Annotated in this window: 14 protein-coding genes; 10 read left to right on the plus strand and 4 right to left on the minus strand. The window is 45.6% G+C overall.

Annotated features, from left to right (window positions below):
* Positions 1 to 4: 4 nt before the first annotated feature.
* The 6 genes from ACKPCD_RS08940 (at position 5) to coaBC (ending at position 5,760) form a co-directional block, all read left to right on the plus strand.
* The gene (locus tag ACKPCD_RS08940; RefSeq protein ID WP_276648743.1) at positions 5 to 1,282 is read left to right on the plus strand and encodes a dihydroorotase; all 1,278 of its coding nucleotides are present in this window, start codon (positions 5 to 7) and stop codon (positions 1,280 to 1,282) included.
* An 89-nt stretch (positions 1,283 to 1,371) separates the two neighbouring features.
* On the plus strand, positions 1,372 to 2,025 hold the full coding sequence (locus ACKPCD_RS08945) for a YczE/YyaS/YitT family protein (protein WP_086987987.1): 654 nt from the start codon (positions 1,372 to 1,374) through the stop codon (positions 2,023 to 2,025).
* Between the two features lie 118 nt (positions 2,026 to 2,143).
* Positions 2,144 to 2,383 (plus strand): glutaredoxin-like protein NrdH, encoded by a 240-nt coding sequence (gene nrdH, locus ACKPCD_RS08950; protein ID WP_068559518.1) that lies wholly within the window; start codon positions 2,144 to 2,146, stop codon positions 2,381 to 2,383.
* Positions 2,384 to 2,514: 131 nt separating this feature from the next.
* The gene (locus ACKPCD_RS08955; RefSeq protein WP_321432992.1) at positions 2,515 to 2,931 is read left to right on the plus strand and encodes an OsmC family protein; all 417 of its coding nucleotides are present in this window, start codon (positions 2,515 to 2,517) and stop codon (positions 2,929 to 2,931) included.
* A 102-nt stretch (positions 2,932 to 3,033) separates the two neighbouring features.
* On the plus strand, positions 3,034 to 4,515 hold the full coding sequence (locus ACKPCD_RS08960) for a phosphate:AMP phosphotransferase (RefSeq protein ID WP_321432993.1): 1,482 nt from the start codon (positions 3,034 to 3,036) through the stop codon (positions 4,513 to 4,515).
* Between the two features lie 24 nt (positions 4,516 to 4,539).
* The gene (gene coaBC, locus ACKPCD_RS08965) at positions 4,540 to 5,760 is read left to right on the plus strand and encodes a bifunctional phosphopantothenoylcysteine decarboxylase/phosphopantothenate--cysteine ligase CoaBC (protein WP_321432994.1); all 1,221 of its coding nucleotides are present in this window, start codon (positions 4,540 to 4,542) and stop codon (positions 5,758 to 5,760) included.
* Between the two features lie 600 nt (positions 5,761 to 6,360).
* Here coaBC and ACKPCD_RS08970 read toward each other — a convergent pair.
* Positions 6,361 to 6,744, minus strand: a complete 384-nt coding sequence (locus tag ACKPCD_RS08970; protein WP_086987991.1) for a hypothetical protein — start codon at positions 6,742 to 6,744, stop codon at positions 6,361 to 6,363.
* A gap of 172 nt (positions 6,745 to 6,916) precedes the next feature.
* Positions 6,917 to 7,471 (minus strand): redoxin domain-containing protein, encoded by a 555-nt coding sequence (locus ACKPCD_RS08975; protein ID WP_086987992.1) that lies wholly within the window; start codon positions 7,469 to 7,471, stop codon positions 6,917 to 6,919.
* Between the two features lie 277 nt (positions 7,472 to 7,748).
* Here ACKPCD_RS08975 and ACKPCD_RS08980 point away from each other — a divergent pair, with 277 nt between their 5' ends.
* Together ACKPCD_RS08980 and ACKPCD_RS08985 are read left to right on the plus strand one after the other, a co-directional pair.
* Complete coding sequence (locus ACKPCD_RS08980; RefSeq protein ID WP_321432995.1) at positions 7,749 to 8,897, plus strand: hypothetical protein; 1,149 nt, start codon at positions 7,749 to 7,751, stop codon at positions 8,895 to 8,897.
* A 13-nt stretch (positions 8,898 to 8,910) separates the two neighbouring features.
* Complete coding sequence (locus ACKPCD_RS08985) at positions 8,911 to 9,588, plus strand: PspA/IM30 family protein (protein WP_086627915.1); 678 nt, start codon at positions 8,911 to 8,913, stop codon at positions 9,586 to 9,588.
* Between the two features lie 157 nt (positions 9,589 to 9,745).
* On the opposite strand, the gene ACKPCD_RS08990 is transcribed toward ACKPCD_RS08985, so the two are convergent.
* A complete protein-coding gene (locus ACKPCD_RS08990) occupies positions 9,746 to 10,297 on the minus strand; it encodes a tyrosine-type recombinase/integrase (protein ID WP_086627914.1) in 552 nt (183 codons plus the stop codon).
* 366 nt (positions 10,298 to 10,663) lie between these two features.
* On the opposite strand from ACKPCD_RS08990, the gene ACKPCD_RS08995 reads away from it, so the two are divergent.
* A complete protein-coding gene (locus ACKPCD_RS08995; RefSeq protein ID WP_321432996.1) occupies positions 10,664 to 11,632 on the plus strand; it encodes a DUF1002 domain-containing protein in 969 nt (322 codons plus the stop codon).
* Positions 11,633 to 11,823: 191 nt separating this feature from the next.
* Positions 11,824 to 12,537: a M50 family metallopeptidase gene (locus ACKPCD_RS09000; protein ID WP_321434553.1), complete on the plus strand. Its 714-nt coding sequence runs from the start codon at positions 11,824 to 11,826 to the stop codon at positions 12,535 to 12,537.
* Between the two features lie 66 nt (positions 12,538 to 12,603).
* Here ACKPCD_RS09000 and ACKPCD_RS09005 read toward each other — a convergent pair whose 3' ends face one another.
* The gene (locus ACKPCD_RS09005; RefSeq protein ID WP_288927120.1) at positions 12,604 to 12,984 is read right to left on the minus strand and encodes a hypothetical protein; all 381 of its coding nucleotides are present in this window, start codon (positions 12,982 to 12,984) and stop codon (positions 12,604 to 12,606) included.
* Between the last annotated feature and the right edge of the window lie 45 nt (positions 12,985 to 13,029).

Raw genomic sequence — 13,029 nt, forward strand, 5'->3', positions numbered from 1 at the left:
TAACATGTCAGTTTGGATAAAAAATGCGAAAATGTTGGGTCAAAAAGAGGAACTTATTCCTGTAGAGATATATGTGAAAGACGATAAAATTGCCGCAATCGGCCAGGATCTGCAAGGAACGGCTGAGGATGCGACAGTCATCGATGCCAAGGGCGGTCTGGTAACTCCTGGATTGATCGACGTGCACGTGCACTTGCGTGAACCAGGATTCACCTATAAAGAGACAATCGAAACAGGAACACAGGCAGCCGCTCGCGGAGGTTTCACGACAGTCTGCGCAATGCCGAACCTGAATCCAGTTCCGGACACAGCAGATAAATTCGCTGCAATCCAACAACTGATCAAAGACACAGCCATCATCAAAGTCAAACAGTACGCGCCCATCACCGAGAACTTGCGCAGTGATGTCCTCACCGATCAGAAGCAATTATTGGAAGCCGGCGCTTTCGCTTTCACTAACGATGGTGTAGGTGTCCAAACAGCTGGAACGATGTATTTGGCAATGAAGGAAGCCGCAAAGAATAACGTCGCTCTTGTTGCGCATACAGAAGACGATTCGCTGTTGTTCGGAGGCGTGATGCACAAAGGCACCCGTTCCGACGAATTGGATCTGCCGGGCATTTTGAGCGTTACGGAATCCACCCAAATCGCCCGCGACGTGCTTTTGGCGGAAGCGACAGGCTGTCATTACCATGTCTGCCACGTTTCCACAAAAGAGAGCGTACGCGTCATCCGTGATGCCAAGCGCGCTGGGATCCATGTCACTGCCGAAGTCGCACCACATCACTTGATTCTGATCGATGGTTCCATCCCAACGGATACTGCCATCTACAAAATGAACCCGCCATTGCGCGGCGCTGAAGACCGCGCAGCCTTGATCGAAGGTTTGTTGGACGGCACAATCGACTGCATCGCAACCGATCATGCACCGCACGGCGAAGAAGAAAAACAAGGCGGTATGGTCGGCGCTCCATTCGGCATCGTCGGCATCGAGACTGCTTTCCAATTAATGTATTCCAACTTCGTCTTGGGCGGCGTCTTCACCTTGAAACAACTGGTTGATTGGATGACCGTCAAGCCAGCAGCATTGTTCGGTATGGGGTCAGGAACACTGGATATCGGTTCCCAAGCGGACATCGCCATCTTCGACTTGGCCAACGAATACGAAATCCGCAGCGAAGACTTCCTTTCGAAAGCGACAAATACGCCATTCACCGGCTGGAAAGTAAAAGGCGAAACGCTGTATACATTAGTGGACGGAAAAGTCGTCTACTCAAAATAAATAGAAGATCCGGAGTAGGCAACGAATTGCAATTCGTTGCTTATTTCTTTATAATGACTTAGCAGAATAACGAATGGATAGGTGAAAAAATGACGAAACATTTAAAGAACATGTTATTGGTCATCGTGGCGGTCATCATAACCGCTATCGGTGCGAGCATCACAGTGAAAGCTAACGTCGGCGTTGGTGCCTATGAAGCCCTTAACATGAGCATCAACCAACTTTCCGGCATCAAAATCGGGACGCTGGCAATCATTTTGAATATCACATGTGTAGGCATCCAATGGCTTTTGATGAAAAAAGATTTTTCGCTCAGACAATTGTTTCAGATTCCTGTCACATTGATTCTCGGCCAAGTGATGAACCTGATGCTTTATACAGTTTTTTCCGGTTTGACGATCGACCAGTACTGGGTGAAGATCGCCATGGTCATTTTAGGGGGCATCATAGCCGCAATCGGGGTCGGATCGATGATGGCTTTAAATTACATCAGTATGCCTTTGGAGGGCGCTTGTATGGCCTTCAGTAACCGTTTCGGCTTCAACTTCGGGAAAGTGCGCCAAATAGTCGATGTGTTGTTGATCGCAGCTGCTTTGCTGATCGCATTCTCAACCGACACCGCCATTACCGTACGCGAAGGGACCATCATCAGCATGCTTTTCTTCCCGCCAAGCATGAATTTCGTCTATGAAAAAATCAGATCTTCGGCCGCTGCGCAGGAACTCTCCATCGATCTGGACTGATTTATTTAGTCATAAACCACTAGATATGGTTTGTTTTTTAATCGATAATACTGTATGATGTATCCATAAGCTTTATTCGAAAAAAGTTTTTATCGGATAATCAATGGAGGGAACCATCATGTCGAACAAGAATGTCACAGTATACACGAAACCAAATTGCATGCAGTGCAATTTCACAAAGAAATTTTTGGATGACAACAGCATCCGTTATGAAATCAAAGATATCCAGGAATCCGAAGTGGCCCTGGCTGAAGTCAAAGAGTTGGGTTTCCAATCTTTGCCTGTAGTCGTCTTTGATGGCGTTGAGCCATTTTTCGGCTTCAGACCTGATTTGCTTGAACAATTGATCACCGCGTAGCCGCCGTTATCCGAACAGCGCCAGATTGTCCTTTCAGGGGCATCCGGCGCTGTTTTTTCTGCTAATTGTGGTGAGTCGTGTTAAAATAGAGGAAACAAAACAACAATTAGAAAGAAAGGGGAGTAAATTTTATGGAAAAATCGTTATATCACACAGAGGTCATAAATAGTGAGGGTTTGAACGGAATAGCCAGAGTATCCGATGGGTCTTCTTTACGAACGTCGGACCCACTGAAAGATTTGCCTGGATTTAATCCGGAGCAATTATTCGGCCTCTCATGGTCGACCTGTTTAAACGCAACCATCGAAGCTCTGTTGAAAGCTAGAGGAGCCCAAGCACGCAGCCAGGTGCAAGTGCATGTCGATTTCTGCAGGGAAGAAGACGGAAAAGGCTTTTATTTCGATCTGAAGGCCTTTGTTTCAGTCGAAAGCATGGAGTTAGCAGACGTCGAGAAACTTGCGCAATCCGCCCATAAACGCTGTCCAGTTTCAAAAATCATCGGTGACTACAATCATGTCACCATCGAAGTTGTCCCTTTCACAGAATAGCGCCTTTTAAATCGTCTGCTGCAATTATCAACTAATCCGTATCACTTTGCATCAGTCTGTTTTGTGATAAAATAGTTAAAAGCAGAAAAGGTGGCGTAGCATATGTTAAAGGACTTTGATTTTGATAAAAAAGACAAGACATTATCCGGCACAAAAAGGTCTGAACTCGGCAGTGAATTGGCCGCTTTGCAAAGAAAATTGGTCAGTAGCGATTCATCCATGCTGATTGTCGTCGATGGCTGGGAATCCTCAGGAAAAGGGCATATATTGAAGGATCTGACGAGAGAATTGGATCCGCGTTATTTCGAAGTAAGCGCCTTTGATGATGCCTTGGACGATTACGCAGAGCAGCGTCCTTTTTTGTGGCGTTTCGCACGGGATTTACCCGGAAAAGGGAGGATCGCTTTTTTTGACCGGAGTTTCTATTCTGAACTCATGAACGATCTGAAAGTGAAGGATGAACGACTGGAACATCACCTTGGCTATATTAGTTTCTTGGAGCGGATGCTGGTTGCTGATAACACGATTGTCCTGAAACTGTTTCTGCACCAATCCGAAAACACGATGGAAAAACGGATTTCGAAACTGAAAGAAGATCCTTACAGAGAATTCCTCATCACGAAAGACGATGAAAAACAACTCAAAAAGTACCCTAAATATTTGAAACATTTCGATAAAATACTGGAAAACACAAATTTCGAATCGTCTCCGTGGCACGTAATTTCTTCAGAGGATCTGAAAGACGCTTCCCGAGAAGCGATCAGCATCGCAATCAGCACTTTGAAAAGTCATCTTGAGCAGACCGAAAAGAAACCACCCGCGCCGATACGTTCCGGCCTGAAGGAAAAGCCACTGGCCAAAGTCGATCTGAAAGCCGCCATAACGGAAGAAGAGTATGAGGCGCAGCTGCCAAAACTGCAGGAAGAAGCGGGGCAATTGGTCTACGAAATGTGGCTGAAAAAGATTCCGTGTATCCTTGTGTTCGAAGGGACGGATGCAGCCGGCAAGGGTGGTGCAATCAGCCGATTAACGAGACTGATCGACCCCCGCAGCTATGATGTCGCCACAACTGCTGCACCTACGGAAAACGAGAGCCGGTATAACTATCTTTGGCGTTTCTATCAGACTTTCCCGGTAAAAGGAAAGATGACCATTTATGACAGAAGCTGGTACGGCCGCGTATTGGTTGAACGGGTGGAAGGTTTCACGCCAGAACACCGCTGGGCCGCTGCCTATGATGAAATCAATGAAATGGAACACAACTTGGTCCATGACGGCTTGTTGATCATTAAGTTCCTGATCGTGATCGACAAAGAAGAGCAAAAACGGCGCTTCAAGGACCGGGAAAACGACCCGGAGAAGAATCACAAGCTGACCGACGAAGATTGGCGGAACCATGAAAAATTCGAGCAATACGAAAAAGCAATGAACGAAATGATCGTCAGAACGGACACGAAAGATGCTCCGTGGATCATTGTCGAAGGAACCCAAAAAGAATATGCCCGGATTAAAGTATTGAAGGAATTCATCAGCCGGGCGAGAGCCTTCATCGATAGCCAAGAGGGCAACAAGCAAGGAAAATAGTCGAATGTAAGCGGGGCGAATAATTTGTTAACAAACAAGAAAGTAACCATCTATGTAACAGGCGGCATCGCAGTCTATAAAGCAGCCGATCTCGTCAGAAAATTCATTAAAGCGGGCGCTGAAGTTAAAGTCGCGATGACCGCTTCGGCCCAGGAATTCGTAACGCCGTTGACATTCCAAGTATTGAGCAAGCACGATGTCTATACAGACACATTCGATGAAAAAGATGCACAGTTCGTCAGTCATATCCATTTGGCAGATTGGACGGAGCTTGCAGTCATAGCGCCAGCAACAGCAAACATCGTCGCCAAGATGGCGAACGGCATTGCCGATGATTTTGTGTCGACAGCGCTATTGGCTACGACGGCTCCACGCCTGATTGTGCCTGCCATGAACCAACATATGCTGGAGAATCCGGCTACAGCCCGGAATATGGAAGCTCTGAAAAGTTACGGCTATGAAATCATGGAACCTGACACAGGCTTTTTGGCTGAAGGTTATGAAGGCAAAGGGCGCATGCCTGAACCGGAAAAAATTGTGGAGGCCGCACAGCTGGTCGTTCTGAATAACGCCAAAGAACTGCCTTTGAAAGGTAAAAAAGTGCTCATCACAGCAGGAGGAACAAAAGAGCGCATCGATCCGGTAAGATTCATCAGCAATGATTCTTCCGGAAAAATGGGCTACAGTTTGGCTAAAGCCGCCCGTGATTTAGGTGCTGAGGTGACATTGGTAACCGCAACGAATCTGTTGCCGATACCTTTTGGAGTCGAATCAATTTACGTACAATCATCCGAAGAAATGGAATCAGAAGTTTTAGATAAATTTCACAATCTAGATATGGTCATCATGGCAGCGGCTGTATCTGATTACAGGCCGAAAACACAAGCAAACGTCAAAATCAAGAAAACAAACGAGGATTTAACTTTGGTTTTGGAGAAAACGACAGATATTCTGGCTGAACTAGGAAAAAGAAAAACAGGCCAATTTTTGATCGGTTTTGCGGCTGAAACGAATGATGTCGAACATTATGCGCTGGATAAGCTGAAACGCAAAAATGCGGACATGATCGTAGCAAATGACGTTTCGAAAGAATATGCAGGTTTCAACAAAGAAACAAATGAAGTGACCATTTTTCAAGCGGATAAAGAACCAATCCAAATTTCGGTGCGGTCAAAAGATTTGATTGCTGAAGAAATCTTGTATGCAGCGATCGATTCGATGCATGATGATGTTGACGCGGGATAAGTTAAAATGACGAATAAACAATAATATGTAGCAAAATTGCGATAACATTGATTATTTCGCAATTTTGCTATTATTATGCGGTATGGTCCGGACGATTATGGTTATCTCAGTATATGATCATTTTTATATTTAACTTAGTATAATATATATTATGTAAACTAGAATATAGAATTTTTGCATATAGGATTTGATGCGGCCATAATCCCCCGTTTTTCACGTATTTACAGGTCCAGAATCGCTTCAGGATATCTATTGATAATTATTGGCATCAAAAGCATCATTTTTTATATTCATCCGTTGGATTCGTTGCTTTAGGGTTAATCAAATCATAAATGCTGGCAGTTTAACAAAATAATTAGCTGGACGGTCAGCCATTACAAGCATTTATATGAATATAATCAGGCCGCTGATTAAGGTTATTGAACCGCGATTGAAGAAATCTAAGGAATCTTAAGGTACAGGAAGGTTTGCATTGGTATTTGGGTCATTTGACGCGACTGACGACATTTTTCATATAAATAGGCTTATCTGAGCTGCATGAACGGGATTAAATCCTGCTCGAATCACAGATAAGCCTAAGCACACTTTATAGTATAGTTGTCAGTCGAAATACGCAAAAAGCTTCTCTTTGACTTCCTCAAGAAATTCTAAATCTGAAGCAGTAGGATTTTCGATTTCCAGCAATGTGAGATAATCATCCGTATCCACGCTGTTGAGGACCAGTTCGGCTAAAGAGCCATGGGAAAATTTGTTCATACGGATGTCGAGCCCAGCTTCGAGATAGGCACGATTGCAACCTGAACAGGACTGAACCTTCCTGATCAAATCATCATAATTCACGTTTTTTCTTTGCTCTGTCACGATTTCTTCCATGAAGGTGAGGATATCTTGTTCCGTTTGACTCTTGTATTCTGGGGCCACCCTTTCTTTCAGAACCAGCAAAAACTGCTCCAATTTCAATCTGTTGACTGTTACGTTTTTCATAGTACCATTCACTCCTCGCTCCAGACAGGCTTCCAGCGTCGTTTACACTTATATATTACCACCTTGGGAGCTGATTGGACGAATGATACCATTTGTAGAATAGGCAACAAAAAAGCGGATGCGCCCTTTCCTTCTCTAGGAAAATGGCCGTATCCGCTACTTTTTTCTATTTTCAGCTTCCTACAGGCACAGCCTGCAGCATTTGGTACAATTCTGATGGAGATGGCACATCGCTGATGTTTTCGGAGTAATGGCTCAAAACAACCTGCCCTTTTCTGTCCACGACGATTGTCGCTTGCAGTTGCAGTTCATTGCCCTCAAAACGTTGACATTCAATCCCATAGTATTCGAATTCCAGCAGTTTTTCTTCGGAAACGCCGTAAACAAGATTGCGCATCGAGTCCGATGAAGGGATATCAAAGTGCTCATACAAGGATTGCTCAGGGTCCGCTATGACGGTGAACGGAATGTTCATTTTAGCCGTTCTCTCGGAAACAGCGGCTTCTGCCCCTTGTATCACCATCATGATCTCGATCCCTTGGTCTTTGAGGAAATGATAGGCATCCCGGTATTTCAGCATATCGAGTTGGCTCATGCCGCAGCCCAGATGTCTCAGGAAAATCACCGCAGTGAAATCTCGTTTCAGCTGAGATTGGAAATTTTCACAACTCCCATTCTTCATCAAAAATAAAAAATCGTCCATTTCTGCTCCTTCGGTCAACTTCACTTGGCCCACCCCTTCCGCATTTTGCTGCAATACTATGATTATCGTGCAGATTTCCGTTCCATTAAATAAATTTGTTTAATCCAGGTAAGCATATCTTACCGTTTCTTCCAGATTTTGTCGATGATAGTGTTACATTACTTGTAAGAAAATCTGACATGCATTTTTCTGAAAGCTATAAATGTTGTCTTATTTATCCAATGGCTTTAAATTGACAGCGCTTACGCACTGTGATAGATTGACTTTGATGAGGAAAACAAGTACTCAAGGAGGTGTATATATGGCAAGAGGTGGCGGTGGCGGATCACGGGGAGGTGGTGGTTCTTTCGGTGGCAGCCGTGGTGGCGGTGGCCGTAGTAGCGGCGGTCGCGGCAGTTCCTTCGGCGGAGGATCCTTCGGCAGCAGCAAAAGTGGTCGTGGTGGTAGAAGCAAAGGAAGTAGCGGATCTTTTGGGGGCGGCGGGTTTAATATCCCCCGTTCTTCCGGTTCAAGCGGTCCGATTTTCCGGAGTGGCCCCATTATCAGAGGCCCATCTTCCGGCGGTCCTAATTATTCTGGTGGTAGCCCTAGAGGTGCTCCGGGCTGCGGTTTAGGCTGCGGTACGATCGCACTGGTTGTGATCATTCTGGCTATTGTTTTCGGTTTGGTTTTCTCCTTCAATACGGGACCTTCTCTTTCCGGTTCGGGCGGGAATAACGAAATCACCCTTTCTACAGTGGAACGGGAGCCCCTTCCGGATGGTTCGGTCACGGAAACGGATTATTACACAGACACAATCGGTTGGATCGGAAACCGTTCTGAATTGACCTCGGGGATGAAGCATTTCTACGAAAAAACCGGCGTGCAACCCTATCTGTACTTGACGGATGACATCAACGGTTCGACGAATCCCTCGATGGAGGATTTGGAAAGCTTCGCGAACGAAAAATATGATGAACTATTTGCGGACGAGGCCCATCTGCTGTTGGTATTTTTCGAATATCAGTCCAGCATGTACATGGATTATTATGTAGTCGGTACCCAGGCGGCCACTGTCATCGATACCGAAGCCGGTGATGTTCTGCTTGATTACATCGATTCCTACTATTATGATGACAACAGAACGGACGAAGAGTTTTTCAGCGATGCATTCCGGGATTCCGCAGACCGCATCATGGAAGTGACGCGTTCCCCGTGGATCGCTGTTCTGATCGTTTTCGGAGTCATCATTCTGCTCGCCCTTCTGTTCTTCTGGTGGCGGCATGCAAAAAAACAAAAGAACCTGGAAGCGCAGCAAACGGAAGATATTCTGAAGACGCCGTTGGATACTTTCGGCAATACTGAGGCGGAAGAACTGAGGAAAAAATATGATGCCGATGTCCCGCAGAAAGTCGATACCAGCCCTACCCCGCAGGCAGAAGACGAAACCCAGGAAGACACGAACCCATAAGGAGGAAACGGAAATGGCAATACTGGAAAGATTCTCGGATATCATCAGTGCAAACATCAATGCTTTGATCGACAAAATGGAAAATCCAGCCAAAATGATCGACCAATACCTGCGTGACATGATGGAAGATTTGGCTGAAGTCAAAAGAAGCACAGCTGGTGTTATGGCGGAAGAGACCCGGACCAAGCGTTTGGTCGATGAAAATCAGGCGGAAGTCATCAAATACACCGATTATGCCAAAAAAGCTCTGGAAGCCGGCAACGAGAACGACGCCCGCATCTTCCTGACCAAAAAACAGGAATTGGAAAATGTAGGTGCAGGCTTGGCGACTTCATACGCCTCGGCTCATGAAAATGCCGTCAAGATGCGTCAGATGCACGATAAACTGGCAACCGACATCGAAACGCTCAAATCCCGCCGCGAAATGATCAAATCCAAGATGGCGGTCGCCAAAACCCAGGAAACACTCAACAAAGCGACGGATTCCATCGCAAGCACGAAAGGTGCCATGAGCTCTTTCGAACGCATGGAAGAAAAAGCCGACAAAATGTTGGATGAAGCGAATGCGATGTCCGAGTTGAACATGACACCGATCGACGAAGCGAAGGCACTGGAAGAAAAATACGCCAGTCAAGGCTCGGCATCTGTCGAAGATGAGCTTGAGAAAATGAAAAAAGATATGGGATTATAAATCACCATCAAATTAAAAAAGTGCACCCTGCCGACTTTAGATGGCAAGGTGCACTTTTTGCTGTTTTTGCGGAAACGCATTTTGAGGCGATTTCAAATGGGATAACGTACCCACCATCACGAAACTCTCTCAAAACACGTTATTTTTTTTATGGGTGTTAAAATCCGAAATCGACCCGTTTGTATACGTTGTTGATGTTCTCCTGGGTGATGTCTATATAGCGGAGCGTGACCGCTTGCGAAGAATGCTGAAAGATTGTTTGGAGCAGGGAAATATCGACGCCCTGCTTATAGGAATGATAGCCGAAGCTCTTCCGCAGCGAATGGGCGCTCAAGGTGATGCCGATCATATCCCCGGCATGCGCGATGATGCGGTGTGCTTGCGTACGCTTGATATGGCTGTTCTTGTCGGCGTTGGAATAGAACAAATAATCTGTCGCATCCAGCCCTTCCCTTTTAACATAATCCGAAATGGATTGCTTCAAGCGGTCATGGATGGCCAGCTCCTTCTTCTTGCCCGTTTTCATCTCGACGATCTGATACGACTCTTTCCCCAGCACTTGCCCTACCTTCACGTTCAGGATGTCGCTGATGCGCAGACCTGTCCGGATAGCGTACTCCAGCAGCAGGCGATTTTTCGAATATGGCGGATAAACGTCCATCAATGTTTGAATTTGGCTGATGTCTTTGATTGCATGGGTGGTATTCACTGAAATATCCTCTTGTTTCCTTTATTTTATGCCCTCCGATATCCGGGGTTTTTCGGTTGATTTCGCTAAAAAAAGCATACCATTTTGGCATTGATAAATCAACGTTTTATGAGGAACACAATTATACTTGTGTTCCTTCATTTGGTGTCCAAATTCATAATTTGAACGGCTGCAGAAACGACTTTTGAGACGATTTCGCGCATGACTAAGGACAACGGTGCGTGAAACGGTACAAATGGCCCCTATTAGGGAATACTTTGACTTTCCGCCGCGGAAGCTTCATACTTATTTAATAAAATCATAATACATTTCGTAGTCTATCTTTGATACAATTTTAGCAAGCTATGAAAGAAAGAAGGTTAAACCATGAAACTGAAAAAAATGATGACAACAGGTCTGGCTTCATTGGCCTTATTGGGAATTACCGCTCCGGCAGCGTTCGCCGATAAAGTCGCAATCGAACCGATCTTCACTTACGGCGAAAGTCTGAATGCCGCCCAACTGGAGGAAACCAGAGAAACACTGGGAGTGGCCGATGGGACGAATGAGTTGATTGTGGCCGTCAATGAACTGAACGGCTTGCTGCAGGATGATTATCCTTATAGCCAAGTCTATTCGAGCACGTACATCACGCCTGCCGACAGCGATGGTGCTGTTTCGGTGGAAATCCTGACTCCCGAAACAATCACCGCCATTACAGAGGCGCAATACAAGAATGCAGCCATCACTGCGGGCGCAGTGGATGTGGACATCAAGGTAGCGTCCGCCGTAACCGTTGACGGGTCCGGCGCATTGGCCGGTGTCTACAAAGCTTTTGCTGATTCAGGGAATACATTGGACTCTGAAGCCGTAGGGGTAGCCCAGGAAGAATTGGCTGTCACTTCTGCAGTTACCGAAGAAAATAAAGACAACAGCGGGTATTCGGATGAATTGATGAACGCAGCGATTGTAGAAATGAAACAAGATATCCAAGAAGCTAAGGATGCCAACAACGGGACCCTCAGTGCAGATGAAATCCGTAAGATAGTCGAGGATGTGCTGAAAAACTATAACCTTGACAGCATCCTGTCAGCGGACAACATCACAAATATCCAAAACTTGATGATAAATTTTGGTGACATCAATCTGACGGCCGAGCAAAAAGAACAGATCGCAGCTTTCGGTAAAGAACTGCAAGCCACTGGCGGAAAATTGTTCGAGAAGGCAAAAACAGCCTGGAGCAATGTCGATCAAGAACAACTGAAGGAAGACAGCATGAGCATTTGGGAATCCATCGTCCAATTCTTCACGAATCTTTTCGGCGGGAATGACAGCACTACAACCGAAACCGAATAACCCAAGCTTCAACAACTGGATAACGAAGAAGCCTCCCTTTCTGTATACGTCGAAAGGAAGGCTTCTTGCTATTTAGTGATTCGTTTGGATTTAATCATGATAATTCCCTATCATCTTCATAAAAATAAAATTTGCATGTAATCCTCTTGAATGAGTACTGATGCATTTATCGAAAGGAGGATACTCGTTTGATGGACCTTCCCGTATTGATTGTTCTCTTTGTTGCGGTAGCTTATTTCACCTATTCTAGCCGTGGCAGGTTTGCGTATACGTTCGGCATTTATCTGGACCTCCCCAACGTCATCATCCATGAGTGCGGCCATGCTCTGACGGCGCGCTTATGGGGCGGAAGCATCCAGTCGATAAAATTCAATGTCTTGCCCGCAATCGTCAAAAATAGCGGCATCCTCGGATTGGCCGAAATCGGAAACCGCAGCAGGTTGGGGATGTTCTTTAGCCTTTTGGGCGGCTATGTTTCGCAGGCATTGTTCTTTGTGGTCATGTCCTATCTCTATTTACAGGGACTGTTGCTTTGGATTATTCCGCTTTTTTTGGGCATCTATCTACTAACGAATTTGTTGGCTCGGGAAAAGAGTTTTTGGCAGAATCTGATCATCCTGATTGTGATTGGTATTTCTATTTTGATCTACCGGAACGACTCCAGCATTCTGATTAGGATTTATCAGTCAGTTGACATCATCACAATCAGTTTCGTCGTCTGGTATATGCTTGGCTTGGCCCATCAATTTTTCATTGTTTTGCTTTTGAAAAATGACAGCCATTGGGACGGAACAGCTTTGGCGACTAAAACATATATCCCTACTATCATCTGGAAAGGCCTCTTTCTCCTTGCCATGGGCGGAGCGTATTTCGCCCCCTCTTGGCTGCAATTACTATTGGTTTAAATCAGACAATCCAAAAAGCTGAAGAAACGCCTCTATAATGGCATTCTTCAGCTTTTTTTGCTGGTTTTATCGTTGGGCCAGATGCGCTTCAATTTTGGCGATGTCTGACAGATCTTTTTCCCGGCCCAGCTGCTTCTTCATAACAATGACTGATTCCAGGCTAGCGACCGGAACCCCCTCGATCATCGCGCTGTCCCCGCTGTGCCAATCCTCAAAAATTTCTACGTCTTCGCTGTAGATCACTTTGCGGGCAAATTCGCCTTGTTTGATCGGGTATCCCTGAGCTGCTAAAGCTTGGAACGCTTCCTTTGTGCAGCTGATGTCGATATCTTTAGTTTCCTCTTTTATGCCATGCATCACCAATGCCGTTCCGGTGATGACGCAATAGTCTCCAGCTTTCAACGGAAGCGTCGAAACGCTTTCCTTGATTGTTTCTTTTAAAAACATGTCCCTCACTCCTCGTTCATTCATCCAGAGTACATTATATCATGC

Source organism: Trichococcus flocculiformis, assembly GCF_963662535.1.
GTDB lineage: Bacteria > Bacillota > Bacilli > Lactobacillales > Aerococcaceae > Trichococcus > Trichococcus flocculiformis.